Origin of the sequence: Umezawaea sp. NPDC059074, assembly GCF_042738955.1 — a bacterium.
Classification (GTDB): Bacteria; Actinomycetota; Actinomycetes; order Mycobacteriales; family Pseudonocardiaceae; genus Umezawaea.
Genome location: NZ_JBHYHC010000012.1, coordinates 1 through 26,036, shown reverse-complemented (window position 1 = coordinate 26,036; position 26,036 = coordinate 1). Strand labels below are relative to the sequence as shown.

Here is a 26,036-nt window from a genome sequence, read left to right as displayed (position 1 = left end):
GGACGTGCTCACAACGACTCCTCTCGACCACGACCGCCGCTGGTGGATCCTGTCGGTGCTGTGCCTGAGCGCCCTGCTGATGGTGGTGGCGAACATGGGCCTCAACGTCGCGCTGCCGTCGATCGCCCACGACCTCGACGCGTCGACCACGTCGTTGGCGTGGGTCGTCGACAGCTACGTCCTGTGCTTCGCGGGGCTGCTGCTCCCGGCCGGGGCCATCGGCGACCGCTTCGGCCGCAAGGCCACCCTCCAAACCGGACTGCTGGTGTTCTGCGCGGCGGCGGTGGCGGGCGCGGTCAGCCACCACACCTGGCAGCTGATCGCCGCTCGCGCCGTGATGGGCGTGGGCGCCGCGCTGGTCACGCCGGGAACGCTGTCGATCCTCGCCCACGTGTTCCCGCCCGCCGAGCGCGCGAAGGCGATCGGCGTATGGGCCGCCGTGGCGGGTGGCAGCGTCGCGGTCTCGTTGACCTGGTCCGGGTTCATGCTGGAGCACTTCCGGTGGGGCTCGATCTTCGTCGGCATGGCCGTGGTCGCCGCCGTGGCCTTCGTCCTCGGCGCGTTCTCGCTGCCCGAGGTCCGCCACCCCGACCACGCGCGGTTCGACGTGCTCGGCGCGGTCGTCTCGGTGGTCGCGGTGACCGGCCTGCTCTACGGCCTCATCGAAGGCCCGGACGACGGCTGGACCAGCGTTCCCGTGCTCGGCGCGTTCGCCATCGGCGCACTCGGCACGATCGCGTTCCGCGTGATCGAGAACCGCTCCGCGAACCCGATGCTCGACCTCCGCTTCTTCCGCGTCCGTGCGTTCACCGTCGGTTCGTTCTCCATCGCCGCCGCGTACTTCGCGCTGTTCGGGATGTACTTCCTGTTCGCCCAGTACCTCCAACTCGTGCGCGGCTACTCGGCGTGGGAGGCGGGCGTGCACGCCCTGCCCGCCGGACTGGCCCAACTCGTCGTGGCCACCGCCGCCAAACCGGCCGTCGCCCGCTACGGCATCCGCTCCGTCCTGACCGGCGGCCTCGTCGCCGCCGCGGCCGGATTGGTCGTGTTGTCCACAGTGGACATCACGAGCAGCGCTTGGGTGGTGGAGGCGGGCTTGGGCCTCGTCGGCGTCGGGATCGGCCTGACCATGCCGTCGTCGACCCAGGCCATCATGTCGTCGCTGCCCGCGCACCGCGCCGGGATCGGCTCCGCGGTCAACAACCTCGTCCGGGAACTGGGCGGCGCTTTCGGCATCGGCCTGCTCGGCAGTGTCACCTTGCTGCGCTACCAGGGCGACCTCGCCACCGCACCGGTCACCGTTCCCGCACCCGCTTTCGCGGGCCTCTCCCAGGCGCTCGCCTCCGGTGACGCCTTGGCCGACACCGCCCGGCAGGCCTACGTCACCGGCCTCGACACGGCCATGGTCGTCGGTGCCGCGATCGTGCTGGCGTCCGCCCTCGCCTGCCGACTCCTCCTCTCGCGGCTGTGACCCGGTGCCGCCGGGACCTTCCCGGCGGCATCCGCGGGGCTCAGGCGGTCTTCAACGCGCCCGCGTCCACCACCCAGTTCGACCCGATCGCGCTGGGCATCGTCGGTGAGGACAGCAGGAGCACCGCGCGGGCGATCTCGTCCGGGTCGATGAGGGTTCCGGTCAGCATCCCGTTCTGCCCCGGCATGGCCGTCAGCAGGTCGGCGTGGTCGATCCCCAGGTGGGCCGCCACCTGCGCGATGTACCCGTCGCCGCCCTCCATCAGGTTCGTGCGGGTGCCGGAGGGCGTGACGACGTTGACCCTGACCCCGGACGCCGCGACCTTCTCGGCCAACCCGCGGGAGAACGCGTTCAGCGCGGCCTTCGCCGCGGCGTACTGGAGCGGCACGCCGACGGGGCGGCGGGCGGTGTCGGAGCTGATGTTGACGATGACGCCGCGGGACTCGGTCAACGCGGGCAGCGCGGCGCGGGTGGCCTCCACGGCCGAGCCGAGGTTGAGCGCGAACGCGCCGGCCCAGTCGACGTCCTTGCCGTCCAGCGGGTCGTCGAACGCCCCGTCGGGCATCGTGCCGCCGCCCGCGTTGTTCACCAGGACGTCGAGGCGCGGGTCGGTGGCGAGGACGGTCTCGACCATGCGCCGAGGGCCGTCCGGCTCCGAGAGGTCGGCGGCCACGAACGTGGCGCCGGTGGCGTCGAGTTCGGGCGTGCGCCGTCGGGACGCGGCCGTGACGACGGCGCCTTCGGCGAGGAAGGCCCGGACGATCGCGAGGCCGATGCCCTTGCTCGCACCGGTCACGAGGACGCGCTTGCCCGTGAGTTGCAGATCCATGTCCGACTCCTGGTTCGACTGGGTGGTGCGACGGCACAACTGCATCACGGAGGTCTGAAGTGTGTCAATATCTGCGACACATGAGTCTCACTTATTCCTCGGTAAGGTGGGCACGTCACTGGAGGTGGGATGACCGAGGCACTACACCCGCGTCGGGTGCGGGCGGACGCGGAGCGCAGCACGGCCCGGATCCTGGAGGCCGCCGTCGCCGTGCTCGCGGTCGACCCGAACGCGACGCTGGAGCGGATCGCCGACGCGGCGGGCCTGGCCCGCGCCACCGTCCACCGCCGCTTCTCGTCCCGCAAGGCGCTGCTGGCGGCCGTGACCGACCAGCTCAACGAGCGCTACCTGCTCGGCATCAAGCAGGCGCGGGTCGAGACGGCACCACCCGCCGTCGCGCTGCACCGCCTGACGGAGCGGGTGTTCGAACTCAAGATCAGCCACCGCTTCGCCATGGAATTGACCGCCGACCCCGAGCGTCGGACACCCCCGCTCAGCGCGGAAGTCCTCGACGGCCTGGACCTGCTCTTCACCCGCCTCCACACCGCGGGCGCGATCACCGCCACCAGCCCCGGCTGGTGCCGTCAGGTCTACCTGGCCCTCCTGCACGAGGTGGACGCCCTGCCCAGCGGCTCACCGGAGCTGGGCGGGGCGACCGATCCGACCGAGGAGATCGGCGCTCGGTCCGACCTCCTGGTCCGGACCGTGCTCGGCGCACTCGGCGGCACGTCCTGACCGGTCACCGGTCGGACGACGTGGTGGGTTCGCGGCCGAGGGCGTCCAGCCGTTGTCGGACGCGGTCCGCGTCGTCGGGGCGCTGCTGGGCCTGGTAGAGGTCGAACGCCTGCCGCCACGCCGTGCCCGCCCGGTCGTGGTGCCCGAGCGCGTGGTGCGTGTGGCCGACGCGTTCGAGGGTGTTGGCCTCGTGGTAGTCGTGGTTGAGGTCGCGGAGCAGGACGAGCGCCTGGTGGTAGAAGTCGAGCGCCTCGGTCCGACGGCCGGTGTGGTGGGCGATGTAGCCCATGCCGTCCAACGTGGTCGCCTCCAACTCGCGGTCGTGGTGGCGACGCGCCAGCGCCAAGGCGGCCTCGCCGTGGGGGCGGGCCCGCCGGTAGTCGCCCAACTGGGCCTGGTGCCAGCTGACCTGGGTGTGGGCCCAGGCCTCCCACACCGGCATGTCGAGGGACTGGAACAGGCGCAGCGCGGGCGTGGCGTGTTCCAACGCCCGCCGGTCGTCGCCGCGCTCCTCCCAGAGACCGGCGAGGAGGTGGTGGGCGTGGGCCTGGCCGCAGGTGTCGTCGGTCCGCTCGCTGACCGCGAGGGCGTCGTGCAGGTGCCGCAGAGCCTCGGCGTGGAGTCCTGTTGCGGCGCAAGCGTTTCCGAGGCGTCTACGGGCCAGGGTCTGGGCTGCGCCGTCGCCCGTCTGGTCCGCTGAGGCCACGGCCGTTCGCCACACCGCCACGGCGTCGCGGTAGTTGCCCCGCCTGCGGAAGAACGTGTCCAGCGCCCACGCCAGGTGCCAGACCGACGTGTGCCAACCGTGCCCGGCGGCCAACTTCTGCACGGCGAGGAGGTTCGGGAACTCGGTGGTCAGCCACTCCATCGCGGTGGTCTCGTCGGCGAACTCCCTTGGGACGCAACCGGTGCCGGGGTCGCCGATCCGGATCGGCTCCCGGAGCGGGTCCAGGACCCGCTCGGCGGCGAACGCGGTGTGCACGGCGAAGTCGGTCAACCGCCGCAGCGCGGAGTCGGCCGACGGCTGGGCGCGTTCCGCCGCGTACAGCCGGACGAGGTCGTGCATCCGGTACCGACCGGGGACGTGCTGGTCGACCAGGTGCGCCTGTTCCAGGTCGCGCAGCAGGGTCCGGGCGCGGGCGGTGGGCAACGCCGTGAGGCTCGCGACGGCGTGCAGGTCGATGTCCGCGCCGGGGAAGAGGCCGAGCGCGCCGAACACTCCGGCCGCGTCGGCGGACAGGGCTTGGCAGGACCACGAGAACACGGCCCGGAGGCTCACCAGGTCGTCGCCCGTGTCCAGGCCGTCCAGCACGTGCTCGCGCAGTTCGTCGGCCAGGACGGACAGGGGGAAGGTCGGGTGCGTGGTGGCGCGGGCCGCCACGATGCCGATCGCCAGCGGCAGACCGGCGCACCGGGCCAGCAGGTCGGCCGTGACACCGGGTTCGGCCGCCGGTCGGTCCTCGCCGAGGTGTCGGACGAGCACCTGGCGCGCTTCGTGATCGGGCAGCCGGTCCAGGTCCAGCGATCGCGTGCCGTGCGCGGCGACCAGGCCGCTGAGGCGCCCGCGGCTGGTGATCAGCACGGTGCACGTCGGGCTGCCGGGCAGCAGGGGGACCACCTGGGCGCTGTCGGCGGCGTTGTCCAGGAACACCAGCATCCGCTTGTCCGCGACCAGGCTGCGGTACAGCCCGACCTGCGCGTCCAGGTCGGGCGGGACCGTGGTGGCACCGAGCGCGTCGAGGAAACCGCGGACCGCCGTCGCGGTCGGCACCGGCCTTCCGGTGGGGTCGAACCCGCGGAGGTCGACGTGCAGTTGGCCGTCGGGGAACCGGTCGAGGTGCGCGTGCGCCCAGTGCAACGCCAACCACGTCTTGCCGATCCCGCCTATCCCGCCGATCGCCACGGTGTCCTGGCCCAGCGCGGCGTCCAGGTGGGCCAGCTCGCGGGTGCGGCCGGTGAACAGCCGCGGTCGGGCCGGGAGTTGTTGGGGCACAACGGATCGCGTGACGGGAGCGACGAGTGCCGGGTCGGTCGCGAGGACCTGCTCGTGCAGGCGGCGCAGCGGGGGACTGGGGTCGGTGCCGAGGTCGTCCGCCAACCGGCCGCGCACCCGCCGGTAGTGCTCCAGCGCGTCGGCCGGGCGACCGCTCCGGTACAGGGCGACCATGAACTGACCCGCCAGCCGTTCGTCCAACGGGTTCGTGGCCGTCCACGCCGACAGGTCGGGCAGCAGCGCGGCGTGCAGCCCGAGGCGGAGCCGGACGTCGACGAGGTCGAGCCGGGCCGCGTGGCGGTGGTGGACCAGCGTGGCGCGCGTGGCGTCCAGCCAGGCGGTCGCCAGACCGGCGAACGGTTCCCCGTGCCACAGGTCCAAGGCCTGGTCGAGCAGCGCGGCAGCCCGGCTGTCGTCGGTGGCGGTGCGCCCCTCCTCGACCAGCCGGTGGAACCGGTGCAGGTCCACCACGTCGGGCTCGACGGTGAGCTGGTAGCCCGCCGCCTTCCGGGCGATCGTCACCTCCGCGGCGGGGGCCAACGCGGTGCGGAGCAAGGTGATGCTGTGCTGGACGGCGGCACGCGGGTGGCGGGGGAGACGGCGGTCGCCCCAGACCCGGTCGACGAGTTGGTCGACCGAGACCGCGTGGTTCGCCTCGACCAGCAGCACCGCCAGCACGCAGCGCAGCTGCGCGTAGCCGATGGCGAGCGGCTGGTCGCGGACGTGCGCCTCGACATCGCCGAGCAGACGGAACCGCACGGCCATCCGGTCTCCTCCCCACGCCCTGGAGAGCAATGCATACCGGGTCCGACCCGACCCGCTCAAGCACCTTGGTTCGGTGCGGTGGTGGGGACCCCAGGCGGACGGAGCTTCCGCCTGGGGTCGGCCGATCCGGTCAGCGGATGTCGGGAGGCGTCACGGCCAGATCTGCCACCACTGGTCGTTGTAGCCCAGGATGCAGTTGTAGTTCACGGCGTTCCCGCCGTTCTGGCCCTGGTTGGAGGGAACGGCGAGGCAGCGGCCGCTCTTGTAGTTGCGGAGCCGGTAGTGGACGTTGTCGGGCATGAGCTCGGGCAGCCACCACTGGTCGTAGTAGCCGTCGACGCAGTCGTACTGCACGACGCGCGCGCCGTTGCTCGGGTTCGACGCGGCGACGCACCGGTCGGTGCGCTGGTTGCGGATCCGGTAGTAGCCGGGTGCGGCGTCGATGGGCTCGAAGCGCCAGTACTGGTCGCTGTACTCGGCGTAGCAGTCGTAGTGGATCAGGGGTTTGCCGTTGGTGTTGTCCGCCGAGTTCACGGCGAGGCACTTGCGGTGGTAGTCGTTGATCAGGTTCTGGTACGTGCCCGGTGTGATGCCCCGCGCCACCGGTTGCTCCTGCGCGGCGGCGGCCGGTGCCAGGCACAGCGCTGTCACCGCGGCCAGCGCGAACGCCAACGCCTTGCGTGACCAGGTGCTCATCCATCCTCCATGGGAACGAGCGGGTGCGACTCGCCCAGCGTCGCGGCCGTCGAGTGAGCGTTTCGTTGGTGTCGCGTGAGTGCGCAGGTCAGGAGCCTCGGGGTCGCTTCTGGGGTGAATCAGGCGAGGCTCAGGGGAAACCCTGATGGCACGGCGCGCCCGTCAGGAGAGGCTGGGAGTCGTCAAGGGGACATCCGCACTTCGAGGGGAATCATGAGCGAATCCAAGCCCGAGGCCACCCGCACCGCCGTCGACTCCGTGGTCGACGCCGTCCGCGGCCTGGTCAGCGAGGGCGTGAACCACCGCGTGGTCGTGCGCGACAGCAAGGACGCCGTGGTGCTGGAGGTGCCCGCGGCCCTCGGGTTGGTCGCGGTGCTGGCCGCTCCGGTGGTCACCACGATCGGCATCGGCGCCGCGCTGGCGGGCAAGTGCGGGATCAAGCTGGAGAACCGCCGTCAGCTCGGCGGCCAGCCCGCGACGACGGGCGACGCCGAGCAGGTGTAACAGGCAAGGCCGATGGGTGGCACCGTCCTCGACGGTGCCACCCATCGTGCTGTGGTCGACTTCGGAGGTAAACCAACCAGGTGGTTGACATGGTGCGGCGGGCGCGCCTATCGTGCAAATCAACCATCCAGTTGGATTAGATGCCACGTTCCGGAGCGGATCCATGAGCCTCACCGACTTCCGCACGCTGCGGGTGATCGGGACCTACCTGGGCAAGCACCCCGGTCTCCGCGACCGGCTGGTCATCGCGACCAAGTTCGCGCTCACCATGGACCAGCACGACCCCAACAGCGGCGGCACCGGCCGCAAGGCGGTCCGCCGCCACGTCGAGGACTCGTTGACTCGGCTGGGTACGGACTACCTGGACCTGTACTGGCAGCACAACTGGGACCGGCACACGCCGTTGGAGGAGACCATCTCCACGCTGGACGACCTGGTCCGCGAGGGCAAGGTGCGCTACGTCGGCCTGTCCGACACGCCCGCGTGGGCGGTGGCCCGCATGGCGACGCTGGCCGAGTGGCGCGGGTGGACCCCGATCGCCGCCATCCAGGTCGAGTACAACCTCCTGGAACGCACCTCCGAGGGTGAACTGTTCGGCGCGGCAAGGGAACTCGGCCTCGGTGTCATGCCATGGAGCCCGCTCGCGAACGGGGTCCTCTCGGGCAAGTACACCAGGAACGACCCGAACCCGGCCGGGTCCGGCCGCGGGATGTTCGTGGCCAAGCACCTCACCGAGCGGACGTGGGCCGTGGTCGACGTGCTCGGCCGGATCGCCGCGGCGCACGACACCACGGTCGCCGCGACCGCGTTGGCCTGGGTGCGGCAGCAGCCGTTGGTCACCTCCACCGTCATCGGAGCCCGCACGGTCGAGCAGGTGACCGCGAACCTGGCCTCGCTCGACGTCACCCTGACCGCCGGGGAGTTGGCCGAACTCGACGCGCTGACCACGCCGGAGCTGAACTTCCCGGCGGCGTTCCTGCGCGACCTCGGCGTTCCCGCGCAGCAGGGGGCCACGACGATCAACGGCGTCCGCGCGTAGGGGCGGGGGATGGCCTACGACTCCGCCGCCACCAGGGAGCGCCTGCTCGACGCGGCGTTCCGGGAGTTCGCCGCCAGGGGGCTGGCGGGCGCGCGCGTCGACCGGATCGCGACCGCCGCGCGGGCGAACAAGCAGGCCGTCTACGCCTACTTCGGCTCGAAGGACGGCCTGTTCGACGCCGTGCTCGCCGACCGGTTCGGCGAGCTGTCCGAGACCGTGCCGTTCACCCCGGACGACGTGCCGGGGTACGCGGGAGCGCTGGTCGACGCGCTGGCCGCCACACCGGAACTGCTGAGGCTCGCCCGCTGGCGCTCACTGGAACGCGCCGAACCCACGCCGGGCGAGATCGAGGTCCACCTGCTGCGCGCCCGTCAACTGCGAGCAGCGCTGGACCTGCCGGACGACCGGACGGCGTCCGCCCTGTTCGAGATCATCGTGGGGATCTGCTCCGCGTGGGCGGCCTCGCCGGTGCACGACTCGGCCGACCGGGACCTCGTGGTGGCCTCCGTTGCCGCGATCGTGGCCGCTGACCTCGGCGGCCCGCGGCTCAGTCCAGCAGTTCGCGGGCGATCGCGGTCGCGGCGCGGGTCACCGACGCCCGGTGGCGCTTGAGCCGGGCCGCCGACTCGGTGCCCGTGGGCGTGCGGATGGGGACCGCGGTGGTGTTCCAGACCTGCGCGAGGGCCAGGACCAGCATCAGGACGTCGGTGGTGGTCTCCACCCGCGCGCCGCGGGCCGCTGCCAGCTCCTTGGCCTTCTCCACGTGCGCGTCGACCATGTCGGGGGACGGCTCGGGGCGTTCGAGGGCGCGCCACTGGGCGAGCCGGAGGATGCCGGGGTGCGCGACGAAGTGGTCGAACAGCGCGCCGACGTAACCGGGGAGGTCGTCGACGTCGAACGGCACCAGGTCGGCGAGCGCTTGCAGGCGGGCGTTCAGCACCGCGTCGAACAGCGCGTCCTTCGACCCGAAGTAGGCGTAGATGGCCTGCTTGTTCGCCTCCGCGGCGGCGGCGATCCGGTCGACCCTGGCACCCGCCAGGCCGCGCTCCACGAACTCGTCGTAGGCGGCGTCCAACAACCGCGCGCGGGTGGCCGCCGAGTCGTATCCCATGGCACGCATTAAACCACCCGGATAGTTTTCGTCAGGCGCGTCGACGACACGGCGGCCGGCGGGCTAGGCGGGGAAGTCGGTGGACGCGGCGAGGGACCTGCCCGCGTCGAGCTCGTCGATGCGGTCGGTCAGCGCGCCGCGGATCGCGGCGTAGGCGTCGCTGCCGAGGGCGATGCGGCGTGGAGCCGGGGTGGTGGCGGCCGAGGCGATGATCGCGGCGGCGACCCTCGCCGGATCGCCGAGCGCCGAGGCGGTGAGGTCGCCGCCGGGGGCTTCCAGGTACCGGCGCGTCTGCCCGACGGGGGTGTCGGCGTAGGCGTCGAGGCCGTCGGCGAGCGCCATCGCCGCGCTGAAACCGGTGCGGACCATGCCGGGCTCGACCATCGTGATGCCGACGCCGAGCGGTTCGACCTCGCCGATCACCGACTCCAGGAAGCCCTCCACGCCCCACTTCGAGGCGTGGTAGAGGCTGCCGCCGGGGGTGGAGAGGTGGGCTCCCATGGTGGTGTTCTGGATGAACCGGCCACCGCCCTGCGCCCGCAGGTGGGGGAGTGCGGCGCGGAGGAGGTGGATCGGCGCGGTCATGTTGACCGCGATCTGCTCGTCGATCGCCTCGTCGGACATCTCCTCGGCCGCGCCGAACGCGCCCCGCCCGGCGTTGGAGAAGATCACGTCGACGCGGCCGAGGTCGTCGAACGCGCGGTCGACGACCAGTCGCAGCGCGGCGGTGTCGCGGACGTCGAGCCGAGCAGTCCACAGGAGGTCCGGGTAGGCCGTGCCGAGGTCGGCCAACGACTCCGGCCGCCGCACCGGAGCCGCGACCCGGTGACCGCCCGCCAGCAGCTGCTCGGTGACGGCTCGCCCGATGCCCGTCGACGCTCCGGTCACGAACCAGGTAGGCGCGGTCATGTCTGCTCCTTCAATCCAACTGGATGGTTTAGTCGGACTGTAGGGCGGTTCGCGCGGGAAGTCAACCAGATGGTTGGTTTATGCCGGTCCTGCTTGCACCTCGGGGACGCCTGATGCATTATGGTCGTACGATTACATTATGACCGTAATTCAATCGGTCGCCCGAGCCGCCACCCCGGCGGCCTGAAGCAAGGATTCGCGATGTCTGCTGCACGGTGGAACGCCGCCGACCTGCCCGATCTGTCCCACTGGACAGTGATCGTCACCGGCGCTTCCAGCGGGTTGGGCGAGGTCACCGCCAGGGAGTTGGCCCGTGTCGGCGCTCGGGTCGTGCTCGCCGTCCGCGACACCGCCAAGGGGGAGCGGGTCGCCGCGGCCATGCCGGGCAAGACGGAGGTGCGCCAGTTGGACCTGGGCGACCTCGCGTCGGTGCGGGCGTTCGCCGAGGCGTGGACCGGCGACCTGGACGTGCTGATCAACAACGCCGGGATCATGGACGCCCCGGAAGGGCGCACCGCGGACGGGTTCGAGCCGCAGATGGGCACGAACTACCTGGGGCCGTTCGCGTTGACGACCCTGCTGCTGCCGCACATCACCGACCGCGTGGTCACGGTCTCGTCGTTCCTGCACGAGCAGGGCCGGATCGACCTCGACGACCTGAACGCGGAGCGACGGCCCTGCAACGCCTCACGGGCGTACAACGACTCCAAGCTCGCCGACCTGGTGTTCGCGCTGGAGTTGCAGCGCCGCCTCACCGCCGCGGGCAGCCGGGTCCGTTCGCTGGCCGCGCACCCCGGCCTGTCCAACACCAGCCTGCTCGACCACAGCCGGACCTTCTCCGCGCGGATGATGAGCCTCGTCGGGCAGGACGTGGAGCGGGGCGCGCTGCCCACGCTCTACGCCGCGACCCAGGACCTACCGGGCGGCACCTATGTGGGCCCCAACGGGTTCCGGCACCTGCGGGGCCACCCGGAAACCGCCCGGCCGTCGAAGGCCGCTCGGGACCCCGAACTCGGCCGCGGGCTGTGGGAGCTGTCGGAACGGCTGGTCACGCGCCGGGCGGGCTAGAGGGTGTCGATCAGCGTCATCGCCGCCCGAACGCCCTGCTCCAGCAGGTGGGCCGAGAGCTTCTCGTCGGTGATGGCGCGGGCCAGTTGCAGGGTGCCGACCAGCGAGCCGAACACGGCGAGGGCCTTCACCCTGCGGACTTCGGGGTCGTCGTCGACCAGGTGGGCCGCGACCACGTCGACCAGGGCCAGCAGTCGGCGGGTGTAGGCGTCGCGCGTGGCCTCGGGACGTCGTCCGATCTCGTCGAGCAGGGCAGCGGAAGGGCACCCCTCGGCCCGCTGGTCGCGGTGGGAGAGGTCGAGGTAGTCGCGGACGACCCCTTCGAGCCCCCGCTCCTCCACGGCGGCCGTCATGGCCGCGCGCTGCCCTTCGAGCGCCTGTTCGACGACCTCGCGCACCAGGTCTTCCTTGGACTCGAAGTGCGCGTAGAACGCCCCGTTGGTCAGCCCGGCGTCGGACATGACGCCCGCCAGCCCCACGGCCGAGATCCCCTCGTCGCGGAAGCGCCGCGAGGCCACCTCCGTGATCCGCTGCCGGGTGGCCTCCTTGTGGCCCTTCTCGTACCGCACCGTCGCCTCCGCTGTCGCTCGCTCCACTTCATCGTACGGTCATACTGGAGAATTACGACCGTACGACGGGGGTGGTCGGGCTCAGTGGGCGTCCTTGGGGGTCTGGGCCTGCTGGGCGATGGTCAGCTGCCGTTGGAGCTCCTCGATCTGCCGCTGGATCCGACTCGTCTCGGACTCCTGTCCGACGACGGCGGCCGGGCTCGGCGGAGGAAGCGAGGTCACCTGTGCGCCGTGGTCCTCGTCGTGCCCGCCCGAGGTCTCGGCCTTGAGGATCCTCGCGGACCTGCCGAGTGACCGGGCCATCTCGGGCAGCTTCTTGCTGCCGAACAGCAGGACGATCACCCCCGCGATGATGAGCAGTTCGGTCGCTCCGAGGTTGCCCACGTGACTTCTCCTCCGTTGCCGTGCGGCTGTGCTCTTCTCCAGTGTCACCGGGGGCGGGTGCGAACGCTGTGAACTCGCGAAACCCTTGTCCGACAGGAGGAATCGGACGTTTGGCCCATTGTGGTGACCACTTCCCAATCCGGCGTTGCCGTTGTGTTTCCACCGTGCGAGCGATATGTTAACGCTCACATTTGACGACGCCTTCACGTCGAGCACCGCCGGCTCGACGGGCCGAACCCCGCTCCCCGCGCCCCGACGCGCGTGGACGAGGTGTCCGGCCCACTCGTCCGGCAGTCACCTCAACGGGAAGAGGTCAACAATGGCTCGACAGCGTGGAATGCGGCGCTTGCGCGTGGCAGCCGCCTTGGGTTCGCTCGTCGCCGGTCTGCTCGTCACGGTCGGCACCTCGCAAGCGGCCACCCAGGGACCTTGCGACATCTACGCCTCGGGCGGCACGCCGTGCGTGGCCGCCCACAGCACCACCAGGGCGCTGTACGGCTCCTACACCGGGTCGCTCTACCAGGTCAGGCGCTCGTCGGACAGCGCGACCCGCGACATCGGCCCGCTCGGCGCGGGCGGTGTGGCCGACGCTGGCGCCCAGGACTCCTTCTGCGCCAACACCACGTGCCTCATCACGGTGATCTACGACCAGTCCGGGCGGAACAACCGCCTCACCCAGGCGCCTCCCGGCGGGTTCAACGGTCCGGCTCCGGGCGGCTACGACAACCTCGCCAACGCGACCGCCGCGCCGATCACCGTCGGCGGCCACAAGGCCTACGGCGTCTACGTCGCGCCCGGCACGGGGTACCGCAACAACAACACCAACGGCGTGGCCACCGGCGACCAGCCGGAGGGCATGTACGCGATCTTCGACGGCACGCACTACAACGGCGGCTGCTGCTTCGACTACGGCAACGCCGAGCGCAACAGCAGGGACAACGGCAACGGCACGATGGAGGCCATCTACTTCGGCAACATCAAGGTCTGGGGCTACGGCACCGGCAACGGCCCGTGGATCATGGCCGACTTGGAGAACGGCCTGTTCTCCGGGATCAACCCCGGTTACAACGCCAACGACCCGAGCATCGGCCACCGCTTCCTGACCGCGATCGTCAAGGGGGAGCCCAACCACTGGGCCATCCGGGGCGGCAACGCGCAGTCCGGTGGGCTGTCGACCTTCTACAACGGGGCGCGCCCCAACGCCTCCGGCTACAACCCGATGAAGAAGGAAGGCGCCATCATCCTCGGGATCGGCGGCGACAACAGCGTCGGCGCCCGCGGCACCTTCTACGAGGGCGTGATGACCTCCGGCTACCCGTCGGACGCCACCGAGAACGCGGTGCAGGCCAACATCGCCGCCGCGGGCTACAGCACCGGCTCGGGCTCCGGCGGGACGGGGCTGACCCCCGGCTCGACCGTGTCCCTGCGCGCCACCACCGCGTGCTGCACCGGCCGCTACCTCCACCACACCGGCTCCACAGTGGACACCGCCGTGATCGCCGGTGGCAGTTCGAGCACCGAGAAGGGCAACGCCTCCTGGACCGTCCGGGCGGGGCTGGGCAACAGCTCCTGCGTGTCCTTCGAGTCCAGGAACACCTCCGGGCAGTACCTGCGCCACCGCAACTTCCAGCTCTACCTGAACGCCAACGACGGCGGCTCCACCTTCGCCCAGGACGCGACGTTCTGCCCGGAGCCCGGCCGCAACGGCCAGGGCGCCTCCTTGCGGTCGGTGAACTACGGCGACCGGTACGTCCGCCACTACGTCAACCTCGGCTACATCGCCAACACCAGCGGCTCCAACACCTTCGACAGCCCCACCTTGTTCGACGACGACGTGAGCTGGGTGGTCGCCTCGCCCTGGGCGTCCTAGACGGCCAGGGGGCCACCGCCACTTGTTATCGCTAACAGAGAGTCCTCTCGTCACGCCGTGAGGCGTCCGTCGTGGATGGTCGCGACGCTGTCGACGGCGGCGAGGTGGCTCCGGTCGTGGGTGACCAGGACGGTGGCGGTGGCCCGCAGGCGGGTCAACCGGGTGATGAGGTCGACCACGGCCGCGCCGCGCTCGTGGTCGAGGGCGCTGGTCGGTTCGTCCACGAGGAGCACGGCGGGGTCGTTCATCAGCGCTCGGGCGACGTTGACGCGTTGGCGCTGGCCGCCGGAGAGCTGGTGGGGACGGCGGTCGGCGTGGTCGGCGAGGCCCACCGCGTCGAGCAGGTCCAGCGCCCGTGGGAGCGCCTTGGCGGGGCGGTGGCCGACGAGCCCGGCCACGACCTGGAGCTGCTCGACGGCGGTGAGCGCGGGCAGCAGGTTGGGCTGCTGGAAGACGATGCCGATCCGGTGGCGGCGCAGGGCGGCGAGCCCGCCGCGGGTCAGGCCCTCGGTCGTGGCGCCCCCGATGGCGACGGAGCCGCCGTCGGGGGTGACGAGGGTCGCGGCGACCGCGAGGAGGCTGGACTTGCCCGAGCCCGACGGTCCGATCACGGCGGTGACCGTGCCCGCGGGCACGTGCAGGGAGACGCGGTCGAGCGCGGTCAGCCGCGTGTCGCCGTCGGGGTAGGTGAGGGTGACGTCGGTCAGGGTGAGGCTCATCGGACGCTCCCGAGCGCGGTCAGCGGGTCGACGGTGGTGACGCGGCGGACGGCCAGCGCGGCGCCGAGCGCGCCGAGCAGCACGGTGGCGGCCGCGGGAGTGAGGACGGTCGCGGGGTCGAGCCGGAAGGGCACGCTGCCGCCCGCGAGCAGCGCCCCGGCGGTGGCGGCGAGGGCGGTGCCCACGAGGGTCCCCGCGACCAGCAGGACGAGGGCTTGGCCCAGCGCGTCGCGCAGCAGGGCGGAGGTGGGTGCGCCGAGCGCTTTGAGCACGGCGATGTCGCCGCCGCGCTGGATGGTCCAGACGGTGAAGAACGCGCCGACGACCAGGGCCGAGATGGCGAACAGGAAGCCGCGCACGAGTTGCAGGGAGCCGTTCTCCGAGCTGTAGGAACCGATGGCCGACACCGAGTCGTCCTTGGTGAGCGTCCGGGTGCCCGCCGCGGCGTCGGTGGCGGCGACGTCGACGGCCGCGGTCCTCAAGGCGATGACCGTCGCGGCGGTGCCCGAGACGTGCTGCCAGGTGGCCAGGCCGGTCCACCCGACCGGCACGTGGCTGAAGGAGGCGTCACCGCGCACGGCCGTGACGGTCAACTCGCGACCCGCGATGGTGACCGTGTCGCCGGTGGCGAGGCCGAGGTCCTCCGCGGCCGTGGTGGACAGCGCCACGGACCGGTCGTCGACGGCCACCTCCTGGACGAGGGTGGAACCGGGGCGCACACCGAAGAGCGCGACCGGCGCGGTGCGGGAGCCCGCGGTGGCCTTGGTGGTGGTGATGCCCAGGGGTTCGGCCGAGAGCACGCCCGGAGCGGCGGCCCACCGCCGCACTTGCGCGTCGGTGACGGTGGAGTCCGAAAAGGACACGTCCTGCCCGTCGGCGAACGCGATCCGGTCCACGGGCAGGTCGGTGATCGCGGACACGTTCTGCCGCCCGAGGCCCGCCGTCAACCCGGACAGCAGTCCCACGAGCAGGGTGATGAGCACGATGACCGCCCCCATCAGGGCGAAGCGGCCCTTGGCGAACCTCAGGTCTCGAAGAGCGACGAACACGGGTGGGCTGCCTTCCGACGTGACGGCGGGGGAACGCGTCCCACTGTCGTCGCGGCGGCCCCCCGCCCGCCTCTGGCGCAGGAGGGCGGTCGACGGCTCGGAAGACACCCCGGCGATTACCACTTTCGACAGAGGCGAACCTCGGCCACCGCGTTTAAGCTGGGCAAACCGTGACCACGACCGCCGCTCCCGCTCCGATCAGCCGAGTGCTGACCTGGTGCCTGCACCTGCTCGTCGGGTGCCTGCTCAGCCTCACCGCCGTCCGGGCCGTGCTCGCCGGGTCGCCGAACGCGGCGGCCGTCGTGGCGCTCGCCGCGGCGCTGGGAGCGGTGTACGCCGCCGGTCCGCTCGTGCCGCGCGTGCGGACGTCACGCCGTGCCGCGGCGGTGTGGTCGGCCGCCGTCGGCGGGGTGTGGGTGGCGCTGCTGGCGTTGACCGCCGACGCGGTGTGGATCGCCTTCCCCTTGTACCTCCTGCAACTGCACCTGCTGTCGCGCCGGGCGGGTCTCGCCGCGGTCGCGGCCACGGCGGCGGTCGCGATCACCGGTTTCGCCGCGCACGCCGGTGCGTTCACCCCGGCTGCCGCCATCGGTCCCGCGCTGGGAGCCGCCGTGGCGGTCGCGGTCGTGTGGGGCTACCAGGCCCTCTACCAGGAGAGCGAACGGCGGCGCGTGCTCATCGGCGAACTCACCGCCACCCGCGCCGACCTGGCCGAGGCGCAGCACACGGCGGGCGTGCTCGCCGAACGCGAGCGCCTGGCGCGGGAGATCCACGACACCCTCGCCCAAGGGCTGTCCAGCATCCAACTCCTGCTGAGCGCCGCCGAACGCGCCCTGCCCGACCGGCCGGGGAAAGCCGCGGCGCACGTCCACCAGGCCCGGCAGTCGGCGGTGGACAACCTCGCCGAGGCCCGCCGCTTCGTCGCCGCCCTCGCCCCGCCCGCGCTGGAGGCGGCCTCCCTCGCCGACGCGCTGGAACGCCTGTGCGCCACCACCTCCACCCGCCACCGGCTCACCGTCCGCTTCCACCTCACCGGTGATCCCGCGCCGCTGCCCATGGCCCACGAGGTCGCCCTGCTGCGCATCGCCCAGTCGGCGCTGGCCAACACCGTCCGGCACGCGCTGGCCGTCACCGCCGACGTCACCCTCAGCTACTTCGACGACCACGTCGCCGTGGACGTCGTCGACGACGGCACCGGGTTCCGCCCGGACACCGGCACCGACGGCTTCGGCCTGGCGGCCATGCGCGCGCGGACCAACGCCCTCGGCGGCACCCTCACCATCGAGACCTCCCCTGGCCACGGCACCGCCCTCGCCGCGACCCTGCCCCTCACCGCCGCCCTGGACAGCCGGTGACCATCCGACTCCTGCTCGCCGACGACCACCCCGTGGTGCGCGCGGGCCTGCGAGCCGTGCTGGAGACCGAGCCCGACCTGGTGATCGTGGCCGAGGCGGCCACCGCCGAGGAGGCCGTCGACCTCGCGGGCAGGGGAGACGTGGACGTGGTCCTGATGGACCTGCGGTTCAAGGACGGCATGACCGGCGCGGAGGCGACCGCCGCCATCACCGCCCGTCCCGGCGCGCCTCGCGTCCTGGTCGTCACGACCTACGACACGGACGCCGACACCCTGCCCGCCATCGAGGCGGGCGCGACGGGCTACCTCCTCAAGGACGCGCCGCCCGAGGACCTCGCCGCGGCCGTGCGCACCGCCGCGGCGGGCCACACCACCCTGGCCCCCGCTGTCGCCAACCGGCTCGTGCACCGCCTGCGCACCCCCGGCACCACCCTGACCCGCCGGGAGGCCGAGGTCCTCGCCCTCGTGGCAGACGGCCTGTCCAACCAGGCCATCGGCAGCCGCCTGCACCTGACCGAGGGCACCGTGAAGTCCCACCTGGCCCGCGTCTACACCAAGCTCGACGTCGGCTCCCGCACCGCCGCCATCGCCGCCGCCACCGACCTCGGCATCCTCCGCCGCCGAGGCTGAAGCGGGGACCGGAGCCGCGGTGCGGGCGTGGCGGCCGTTCGGTCGTGACCCCGCTGGGCTGTCCGGTTCCTTCTGCCGCCGTGCGCATCGGGATCCCGCAGGTGATGGGCGTGACGGTGTTACGCGGTGTCCTGGCACCGCGATGGACCGACCGGTACGCCGACGCCCCTGCCGGTCAAGGAGACCCCGTGCGCCAGAAACGACGCTTGCCCTCGGTCCTGCTGGCCGTGCTGGCGGTGGTCTCGTCCTCGGTCACCGGTGTGGGCTCACCGGCGCGGGCGACGCCGGCGCCCACCCCGCCGCGGGTCGCGGCGGCACTGGCCGATCCGGCACCGGGCGCCTCCTCCTACGCGTACGACGCCGCGGGCAGACTGGTCGGCGTCGTCGCGGCCGACGGGTCGATCGCCCGCTACAGCTACGACGCCGCGGGCAACATCACGTCCGTCGACCGGTTGGGCACACCCGCGATCGCGGTGCTGTCCGCGGTCCCGAGCCGGGTGCGCGCGGGGGACACGGTCACCCTCACCGGCAAGGGCTTCGGCACCACGGTCGCGGCGAACACCGTCAAGATCAACGGCACCACCGCCACGGTCAAGACCGCCGCCGCCGACAAGCTCACGGTCACCGTGCCCTCCGCCGCGACCAGCGGCTCGGTCACCGTCACCACCTCGGCCGGGACGGCCACGCTCGCCGGCATCACCGTCATCGCCAACGACAAACCCACGATCTCCGGCTTCACCCCGACCACCGCCACCCCCGGCACCAGCGTCACGCTCACGGTGACCAACCCGGACCCGGAGTTCGCCAACAACCTGGTGCGGGTCAACGGCATCCTCGCCGCCGTCACCGCCAGGACCGCGACCACCCTGACGGTCACCGTGCCGCCGGGCGTCGGCAGCGGAACCGTGCAGCTGAGCACCCCGGCGGGCACGGCCACCAGCACCGCCGTGCTGGTTGTGCCCCCGGCTCCGTCGACCCCTGCCGACCTGGACACCGCCGCCTCCATCCCAGTCGGCACCTCCACCCCCGTGGCGGTCGCCGCGGGCAAGTACGCGCTGCGCTACTTCTCCGCCGCCGACGGCGAGCGGTTCGCCGTGCAGCTCGACGGCGGCACGTTCGGCTACTGCGGCCTCGACTCCTGGTCGTTCGACGAGCGCAACAAGCAGACCGGCTCGGCGGGCTGCGTCGGCGGGACCGGCTGGATCGAGCCCGGCCCGAAGACCGGCGCGGGCCTGCGGTCCGTGCTGGTGCGCAACACGACCGGCTCGGCGGGCACCACGAACATCACGATCCACAAGGTGCCCAACGACCTCGCCGCGGGCGCGCAGTCGCTCGCGGGTGTGGCGAAGACCGTCACGATCGCCAGCCCCGGCCAGAACGCCTACACCACGTTCACCGGCGCGGTGAACCAGCGCGTGCTGATCCAGTCGTCCAACGCCTCCCCGGCGTTCGGCTGCTGCGGGCTGAACTGGTGGCTGGAAGCGCCGGACGGCACGCGCGTGGGCTCCACGCTCTACCCGAACTACACGCTCAACACCACGACCCTGACCCAGGCGGGCACGTACAAGATCTGGATGGACCCGTCCGGCCCGTCCGTCGGCTCGCTCACCTTCACCGCCTGGAACGTCCCCGCCGACCTCAACGCGGGAGCCCAACCCCTGGACGGCACGGCGAAGACCGTCACCATCGCCGATCCGGGCCGCAACGCCTACACCACCTTCGCGGGCACGGCCGGTCAGCGCGTGCTCATCCAGTCCTCCAACGGGTCGCCCGCCTTCGGCTGCTGCGGCCTGACCTGGTGGCTCGCTGCCCCCGACGGCACGCGGGTCGGCTCCACGTTCTACCCCGGCTACACGCTCAACACGACCACGCTGCCGCAAACGGGCACCTACAAGGTGATCGTCGACCCGAACGACGTGCTCGTCGGCTCGCTGACCTTCTCCGCCTGGACCGTCCCGGCCGACGCCGACGCGGGCACCCTGCCGTTGAACGGCACGGCCAAGACGGTGACAACGGGCACCCCTGGCCAGAACGGGTTCGCCACGTTCGCGGGTACGACGGGTCAGCGGGTGTTGATCCAGTCGTCCAACGCCTCTCCGGCGTTCGGCTGCTGTGGCCTCACCTGGTGGTTGCAGGCTCCGGACGGCAGTCGGGTGGGTTCCACGTTCTACCCGAACTACACGCTGAACACGATCGCGTTGCCGCAAACGGGTACCTACAAGGTGTTCGTGGATCCGAGCGACGCGTTGGTCGGGTCGATCGACTTCAAGGCCTGGGATGTCCCGGCTGACGCGGATGCGGGCAGTCTGCCGTTGAACGGCACGGCCAAGACGGTGACCACGGGCACCCCTGGCCAGAACGGGTTCACGACGTTCGCGGGTACGACGGGTCAGCGGGTGTTGATCCAGTCGTCCAACGCTTCTCCCGTGTTCGGGTGCTGTGGTCTGACGTGGTGGCTGGAAGCACCGGACGGCAGTCGAGTCGGCAGCACCTTCTACCCGAACTACACCCTGAACACGATCGCGTTGCCGCAAACGGGCACCTACAAGGTGTTCGTGGATCCAAGTGACGCGTTGGTCGGGTCGATCGACTTCAAGGCCTGGGACGTCCCGGCCGACGCCGACGCGGGCACCTTGCCGTTGAACGGCACGACCAAGACTGTCACCACCGGCACCCCCGGCCAGAACGGGTTCACCACGTTCACCGCCGGGGCGAACCAGCGCGTGCTGATCCAGTCCTCGAACGCTTCCCCGGTGTTCGGTTGCTGTGGTCTGACGTGGTGGTTGCAGGCCCCGGACGGCAGTCGGGTGGGCAGCACGTTCTACCCGAACTACACCCTCAACACGATCACGCTGCCGCAAGCCGGTACGTACAAGGTGTTCGTCGATCCGAGTGACGCGTTGGTCGGGTCGATCGACTTCAAGGCGTGGAACGTCCCCGCCGACGCCGACGCGGGTGTGCAGGCGCTCGACGGCACGACCAAGACCGCCACGGTCGGCACCCCCGGCCAGAACGCCTTCAGCACCTTCTCCGGCACCACCGGCCAGCGCGTCCTCATCCAGTCCTCGAACGCCTCCCCGGTGTTCGGGTGCTGTGGTCTGACGTGGTGGTTGCAAGCGCCGGACGGCAGTCGGGTGGGCAGCACGTTCTACCCGAACTACACCCTCAACACGATCGCGTTGCCGCAAACGGGCACCTACAAGGTGATCGTCGACCCGAGTGACGCGCTCGTCGGGTCGATCGACCTCAAGGCGTGGGACGTCCCGGCCGACGCCGACGCGGGGGCACTGCCGCTGACCGGCGCGACCAAGACGATCACCGTCGCCAACCCCGGCCAGAGCGCCTACGCCGGCTTCTCCGGCACGGCGGGCCAGCGGATCGTCTTCCAGTCCTCGGCCAGTTCGCCCGCGTTCGGCTGCTGCGGCATGGTCTGGTCGGTCACCGGCCCCGACGGCAACCGCGTCGGCTCCAGCCAGTACCCGAACTCCAGCCTGGACATCACCCTGCCCACCACGGGCGCGTACAAGCTCGTGGTGGACCCGAGTGACGCCCTGGTCGGCGGCAGCACCTACACCGCCACCATCACCACCGCGGCCGCCGCCATCGCCGCCGCACCCGAGACGCCCGCCGCCGTGACTCCGGCCGTCGTCGCGCCGAAGGCCAAGCACCTGCGCGCGGACAGCGACACGCCCGCCCGCGTCGGCAGCCCGCCGAACCGCGAGACCGTCGTCGCCACCGACCCGGACTCGCCCGACGCCGCGACCCCGCTGCCCGACGGCGACCCGCGCACCTCGGCCGCGTGGAAGCCGGACGCGGGCAGCCTGGCGGGCAACGACTGGCTGACCCGCCGCCCCGACCCCGGCCCGGTCACCGACCTGGTGGCGGACAAGGGTGTCACGGCCGTCAGCGGTCACGTCCGCGGCCTCGACGGGGCCCCGCTCGCGGGCATCCCCGTCCGCGTGGACGACGTCCGCACCACCACCGACGCCCAGGGCCGGTTCCTGGTCAGCGGTGTGCGGCCCAACGCCACGACCGTGATCGTCGACGGCTACGCGGCGAAGACCGAACCCGTGCGGTACGGCACGTTCCGCATCCGCGCGAAGGTCGTCGCCGGGTCCACCACGGCCCTCGACGCCACCGTGTGGCTGCCGAGGTTGGACACCAAGCACACGCAGAAGCTCGACGCGCCGACCAAGCGCGACACCGTGCTGACCACCCCGGACATCCCCGGTCTGGAGGTGCGAGTCCCGGCCGGGTCCGTGGTGCGCGACATGGACGGCAACGTCGTCCGCGAGCTGGGCATCACCGCCATCCCGCTCGACCGGGCACCGTACCCGTTGCCGCGCAACGGGATCGTGCCGGTGTACTTCACCGTGCAGCCGGGCGGGGCGACGATCTTCCCGCAGGGCGCGAGCGTGGTGTACCCGAACTACACCTCGCTGCCCGCCGGGTCCGAAGTCGAGTTCTGGAACTACGACCCGCTGGACAAGGGCTGGTACGTCTACGGCCACGGCAAGGTCAGCGCCGACGCGCGCCAGGTCGTGCCGGACGAGAAGACCAAGCTGTGGACGTTCGACGGGGCCATGTTCAACACCGGCGGCAACCCCAAGCCGGACAAGCCGTGGTGGCAGGACCTGCTCGACAAGCTCTCCGGCGACCCGGTCGACCTGTCGACCGGCCTGCTCACCGACAGCCACACCGACCTCGGCCTCGGCGACACGCTGCCCGTCACCCTGACCCGCCAGTACTACCAGGGCGACAACCACAACCGGGAGTTCGGCCTCAACTCCGGCTCCGACTTCAACATGTTCCTGGCCTCCGAGCAGCAGTACCAGGAGGTCGACCTCTACACCCCCGGCGGCGGCCGGGCCCACTACACCCGCACCTCGCCCGGCACCGGCTACTCCGACGCGGTCTTCGGCGCGGTCGGCTCACCCGGCAGGTTCACCGGCTCCACGATCGCGCAGGTCAACGGCGACTGGGTGCTGAGCCTGCGCGACGGCACCAAGTTCTTCTTCCCCTGGTACTCCCGCGCCCGCGCCATGCAGGACCGCAACGGCAACCAGGTCACGTTCACCCGCACCGGAGGCTCCAACGGCGAGGTCTCGCAGATCACCTCGCCCAGCGGCCGGTGGATCTCCCTGGAGTACGACGCCTCCGCCCGCGTCACCCGAGCGTTCGACAACATCGGCCGCCAGGTCCTCTACAGCTACGACACCGCCGGTCGCCTCTCCACCGTGACCGACGTCGCGGGCAAGGTCTCCACCTACACCTACGACAGCGCCAACCGCATCACCAAGATCACCGACGCGCGCGGCGTGGCCTACCTCGACGTCGTCTACGACGCCAACGGCCGCGTCCAGCGGCAGGACCTCGCCGACGGCGGCAGCTACCAGTTCGCCTACACCCTCAACGCCGCCAACGAGATCACCGAGACCCGCGTCACCCAGCCCAACGGGTCCGTCCGCCGGGTGGTGTTCGACGCCAACCACATGGTCACGTCCGACACCGCCGCGTTCGGCACGGCGTTGGCGCGCGCCACCACGTACGTGCGCGGCACCGACAACCGCGTCAACGCCGTCGTCGACCCGTACAACCGGCGCACCGAGTACACCTACGACGCCCAGCAGCGCGTCACCGCCGTCACCGAGCTGGTGGGCACGGCCGACCAGGTCGTGTCCGAGCAGGTCACCTACGGCCCGTTCGACCAGCCGCTGACCACGAAGGACCCGGCGGGCAAGACCACCACCTACACCTACGACGCCAAGGGCAACCCGCTCACCGCGACCGACCCCGCGTCCCGCAAGACCACGATGGCGTGGACTTCCGCGGGCCAGGTCTCCACGATCACCGCCCCCGGCGGAGCCGTCACGACGTTCACCTACGAGGCGGGCGCGGCCACCTCGGTCAAGGACCCGCTCGGCCGCGTCACGAAGATGTTCGTCGACGCCGCGGGCAGGCGGGTCCAGGAGACCAGCCCGGCGGGCGCGGCCACCCTCACCGCCTACGACGCGCGGAACCAGCCGGTCAAGGTGACCGACCCGCTCGGCGGCGTGAGCCAGTTCGCCTACGACGACAACGGCAACCTGACCACCTACACCGACCAGCGCGGCAAGACGACCAAGTGGGCCTACGACGGCCAGGACCGCGCGACCTCCACCACCGACCCGCTCAACCGCACCTCCACGGTCACCTACGACCCGGCGGGCCGGGTCACCGCGGCGGTCAGCCGGGCCGGCGTCCGCACCGAGGCCACCTACGACGCCCTCGACCGGGCCACCAAGACCCGCTACGGCGTCACGGGCGCGACCACGCAGCAGTCGCAGGCCACCCTGGCCTACGACGCGTTCGACCGGGTCGCCACGGTCACCGACACGGCGGGCGGCACCACCACCTACACCCACGACGCCCGCGACCGCGTCATCTCCACCACCGGCCCCAACGGGACGGTCGGCTACGGCTACGACGCTGTCGGCAGGCAGACCTCCACGACGCTGCCCGGCCTCCCGGCCACGACCTACACCTACGACGCGGCGGGTGCCTTCACCGGCGTGACCCGAGGCTCCGACAGCGCCACCACCACCCGTGACACGGCGGGCCGACCCGCGACGGTCACCCTGCCCGGCGGTTGGGCGCAGACCTTCACCTACGACGCCGCGAGCCAGGTCACCGGCATCGCCTACAGCCAGGCGGGCACGGCCAAGGGCGCGCTGGCCTACACCTACGACGCCAGTGGCCTGCGCACGTCGGTCACCGGCACCCTCGCCCAGACCACCCTGCCCGCCGCGCGCACGGGCCTGACCTACGACGACGCCAACCGGCTGCTCACCTCCGACGGCGCCACCCTCACCTACGACAACGACGGCAACCTCACCTCCGACGGCACCACCGCGTACACGTGGAACGCGCGCGGCCAGCTCACCGGCACCAGCCGCACCGGGCTGGCGGGGTCGTACACCTACGACGCGGCGGGCGACCGCAGCGCCCGCACGGTCGGCGGGACCACCACGAAGTTCCTCTACGACGGCACGAACGTCGCCGCCGAACTCGACGGCGCGGGCGCGGTCACCGCGTCACTGCTGTCCGGGGGAGTGGACCAGTGGTTCGGCCGCACCAAGGCCGGGGTCACCGACACGACCCTGACCGACGCCCTCGGCTCCGCGATCGGGTTCGGCCGCTCCGACGGCACGCTCGCCGCCAACCAGGCGTTCGACCCGTTCGGCGTGCCGACGGCCACCGGGGACAAGCGCGGGTCCGACCTGTCGTTCACCGGCCGCCAGGACGACGGCACCGGGCTCGACCAGTACCGGGCCCGCTACTACAGCCCGAGCCTCGGCCGGTTCGTCTCCGAGGACCCGATCGGCATCTCCGGCGGCAGCAACCTCTACGCCTACACGCAGAACTCGCCGACCAACCTGACCGACCCGTCCGGCAACAACCCGCTCGTGGGCTGCCTGGTCGGTGGGCTGATCGGCGGCGGGCTCGACTACGCGGGCCAGCGCCTCGCGGGCCGCAAGGTCGACTGGGGCTGGGGCGGCGTGGGCGGCGCGGCCGCGGGCGGCTGCGCGATGGGCGCCCTCGGCGGCCTGCTCGGCGGTCTCGGCAAGGGCATGCCCGCCCTGCCGGAGGCGCTCACCGTGGGCCGCAACGCCGAGAAGGGCGTGGACGTCTACAAGGGGATCAAGAACGGCAAGGACGTATACTCCGGCATCACGAACAACCTGGCCAACCGCACCGCGCAGCACGGCAGCCGGTTCGACTACCTCCAGCGGGTGACCGCGCCGGGCGGGGTCACGCGAGGGGAGGCGCGGGCGATCGAGCAAGCGCTGATCAACCGCAGCCAGGGACTCAACAAGATCAACAGCATCAGCCCGAACCACCCCTACTACCAGCAAGCGGTGAACTGGGGGAACGCGTGGCTGCGCAGGAACGGATTCTGACCGGATGAACCTCATCGCGGGCCGCGGCTCGCGCAAGGCACCGCTGGCCGGGGACGTGTTCACCCTGCGGGTGGAGGACGGCAGGCACCTGTTCGGCCGGGTGGTCGAGACGGGCATCGACGAGCACCGCGCGCCGATGCCCGACGCGATCCTGGTCTACGTCTACGACGTCGTGGCCGATGGTCCCGACGTCGACACCGGACGCCTGACCACGGACGCGCTGCTGCTGCCGCCGCTGTTCATCAACCGCCTGCCCTGGTCGAAGGGGTACTTCCGGACCGTCGCCCACGCCGAACCGGCGCCGGGCGACGTCCTGGAGCGCCACTGCTTCGAGGTGTCGGCGGGCCGCTGCGTCGACCGCGACGGCAAACCCACGACCAGGACCGAGCGGTGCGGGGTCT

Annotated in this window: 20 protein-coding genes; 11 read left to right on the top strand and 9 right to left on the bottom strand. The window is 71.7% G+C overall.

Features of this window, described 5'->3' with window-relative positions; genetic code table 11:
* The first annotated feature begins 4 nt into the window (after window positions 1–4).
* A complete protein-coding gene (locus tag ACFWW9_RS08635) occupies window positions 5–1,471 on the top strand; it encodes an MFS transporter (RefSeq protein ID WP_390373396.1) in 1,467 nt (488 codons plus the stop codon).
* 40 nt (window positions 1,472–1,511) lie between these two features.
* Here the strand turns inward: ACFWW9_RS08635 and ACFWW9_RS08630 are convergent, their stop codons facing one another.
* The gene (locus ACFWW9_RS08630; RefSeq protein ID WP_390373394.1) at window positions 1,512–2,300 is read right to left on the bottom strand and encodes an SDR family NAD(P)-dependent oxidoreductase; all 789 of its coding nucleotides are present in this window, start codon (window positions 2,298–2,300) and stop codon (window positions 1,512–1,514) included.
* A gap of 129 nt (window positions 2,301–2,429) precedes the next feature.
* Between ACFWW9_RS08630 and ACFWW9_RS08625 the strand changes: the two genes are divergently transcribed.
* Window positions 2,430–3,035, top strand: coding sequence for a TetR/AcrR family transcriptional regulator (locus tag ACFWW9_RS08625; RefSeq protein ID WP_390373391.1), 606 nt, complete (start codon window positions 2,430–2,432; stop codon window positions 3,033–3,035).
* 4 nt (window positions 3,036–3,039) lie between these two features.
* Here ACFWW9_RS08625 and ACFWW9_RS08620 read toward each other — a convergent pair whose 3' ends face one another.
* Together ACFWW9_RS08620 and ACFWW9_RS08615 are read right to left on the bottom strand one after the other, a co-directional pair.
* On the bottom strand, window positions 3,040–5,793 hold the full coding sequence (locus ACFWW9_RS08620) for a BTAD domain-containing putative transcriptional regulator (protein WP_390373388.1): 2,754 nt from the start codon (window positions 5,791–5,793) through the stop codon (window positions 3,040–3,042).
* A 150-nt stretch (window positions 5,794–5,943) separates the two neighbouring features.
* On the bottom strand, window positions 5,944–6,489 hold the full coding sequence (locus ACFWW9_RS08615; protein ID WP_390373385.1) for an RICIN domain-containing protein: 546 nt from the start codon (window positions 6,487–6,489) through the stop codon (window positions 5,944–5,946).
* Between the two features lie 213 nt (window positions 6,490–6,702).
* Here ACFWW9_RS08615 and ACFWW9_RS08610 point away from each other — a divergent pair, with 213 nt between their 5' ends.
* The 3 genes from ACFWW9_RS08610 to ACFWW9_RS08600 all read left to right on the top strand — a co-directional run bounded on the left by ACFWW9_RS08610 (window position 6,703) and on the right by ACFWW9_RS08600 (window position 8,644).
* Window positions 6,703–6,993 (top strand): DUF4342 domain-containing protein, encoded by a 291-nt coding sequence (locus tag ACFWW9_RS08610; protein WP_390373382.1) that lies wholly within the window; start codon window positions 6,703–6,705, stop codon window positions 6,991–6,993.
* Between the two features lie 163 nt (window positions 6,994–7,156).
* Window positions 7,157–8,032, top strand: a complete 876-nt coding sequence (locus ACFWW9_RS08605) for an aldo/keto reductase (protein WP_390373379.1) — start codon at window positions 7,157–7,159, stop codon at window positions 8,030–8,032.
* Window positions 8,033–8,041: 9 nt separating this feature from the next.
* A complete protein-coding gene (locus tag ACFWW9_RS08600) occupies window positions 8,042–8,644 on the top strand; it encodes a TetR/AcrR family transcriptional regulator (RefSeq protein WP_390373376.1) in 603 nt (200 codons plus the stop codon).
* Here the strand turns inward: ACFWW9_RS08600 and ACFWW9_RS08595 are convergent.
* Window positions 8,580–9,143, bottom strand: a complete 564-nt coding sequence (locus tag ACFWW9_RS08595) for a TetR family transcriptional regulator (RefSeq protein ID WP_390373374.1) — start codon at window positions 9,141–9,143, stop codon at window positions 8,580–8,582. The genes ACFWW9_RS08600 and ACFWW9_RS08595 overlap by 65 nt on opposite strands.
* A 63-nt stretch (window positions 9,144–9,206) precedes the next feature.
* Complete coding sequence (locus ACFWW9_RS08590) at window positions 9,207–10,052, bottom strand: SDR family oxidoreductase (RefSeq protein ID WP_390373372.1); 846 nt, start codon at window positions 10,050–10,052, stop codon at window positions 9,207–9,209.
* Window positions 10,053–10,253: 201 nt separating this feature from the next.
* Between ACFWW9_RS08590 and ACFWW9_RS08585 the strand changes: the two genes are divergently transcribed.
* Window positions 10,254–11,120, top strand: coding sequence for an oxidoreductase (locus tag ACFWW9_RS08585; RefSeq protein WP_390373369.1), 867 nt, complete (start codon window positions 10,254–10,256; stop codon window positions 11,118–11,120).
* On the opposite strand, the gene ACFWW9_RS08580 is transcribed toward ACFWW9_RS08585, so the two are convergent.
* The gene (locus tag ACFWW9_RS08580; RefSeq protein WP_390373367.1) at window positions 11,117–11,716 is read right to left on the bottom strand and encodes a TetR/AcrR family transcriptional regulator; all 600 of its coding nucleotides are present in this window, start codon (window positions 11,714–11,716) and stop codon (window positions 11,117–11,119) included. The genes ACFWW9_RS08585 and ACFWW9_RS08580 overlap by 4 nt on opposite strands.
* A gap of 54 nt (window positions 11,717–11,770) precedes the next feature.
* Window positions 11,771–12,073, bottom strand: a complete 303-nt coding sequence (tatA, locus tag ACFWW9_RS08575) for a Sec-independent protein translocase subunit TatA (protein ID WP_390373364.1) — start codon at window positions 12,071–12,073, stop codon at window positions 11,771–11,773.
* Between the two features lie 319 nt (window positions 12,074–12,392).
* On the opposite strand from tatA, the gene ACFWW9_RS08570 reads away from it, so the two are divergent.
* Window positions 12,393–13,943: an alpha-L-arabinofuranosidase B gene (locus ACFWW9_RS08570; RefSeq protein ID WP_390373361.1), complete on the top strand. Its 1,551-nt coding sequence runs from the start codon at window positions 12,393–12,395 to the stop codon at window positions 13,941–13,943.
* Between the two features lie 50 nt (window positions 13,944–13,993).
* Here ACFWW9_RS08570 and ACFWW9_RS08565 read toward each other — a convergent pair whose 3' ends face one another.
* Both ACFWW9_RS08565 and ACFWW9_RS08560 read right to left on the bottom strand, forming a co-directional pair.
* Window positions 13,994–14,662: an ABC transporter ATP-binding protein gene (locus tag ACFWW9_RS08565; protein WP_390373359.1), complete on the bottom strand. Its 669-nt coding sequence runs from the start codon at window positions 14,660–14,662 to the stop codon at window positions 13,994–13,996.
* Entirely contained in the window at window positions 14,659–15,711 is a 1,053-nt protein-coding gene (locus tag ACFWW9_RS08560; RefSeq protein ID WP_390373356.1) for an ABC transporter permease, read from the bottom strand. The genes ACFWW9_RS08565 and ACFWW9_RS08560 overlap by 4 nt, the downstream gene beginning before the upstream one ends.
* 170 nt (window positions 15,712–15,881) lie before the next feature.
* On the opposite strand from ACFWW9_RS08560, the gene ACFWW9_RS08555 reads away from it, so the two are divergent.
* From ACFWW9_RS08555 to ACFWW9_RS08540, 4 genes are all read left to right on the top strand, one after another.
* A complete protein-coding gene (locus ACFWW9_RS08555) occupies window positions 15,882–17,066 on the top strand; it encodes a sensor histidine kinase (protein ID WP_390373354.1) in 1,185 nt (394 codons plus the stop codon).
* Window positions 17,063–17,695: a response regulator gene (locus tag ACFWW9_RS08550; RefSeq protein ID WP_390373352.1), complete on the top strand. Its 633-nt coding sequence runs from the start codon at window positions 17,063–17,065 to the stop codon at window positions 17,693–17,695. The genes ACFWW9_RS08555 and ACFWW9_RS08550 overlap by 4 nt, the downstream gene beginning before the upstream one ends.
* Window positions 17,696–17,883: 188 nt before the next feature.
* Window positions 17,884–25,635, top strand: coding sequence for an RHS repeat-associated core domain-containing protein (locus tag ACFWW9_RS08545; RefSeq protein ID WP_390373349.1), 7,752 nt, complete (start codon window positions 17,884–17,886; stop codon window positions 25,633–25,635).
* A 4-nt stretch (window positions 25,636–25,639) separates the two neighbouring features.
* On the top strand, window positions 25,640–26,036 hold a 397-nt coding region (locus ACFWW9_RS08540; protein ID WP_390373347.1), incomplete at its 3' end, for an immunity 26/phosphotriesterase HocA family protein.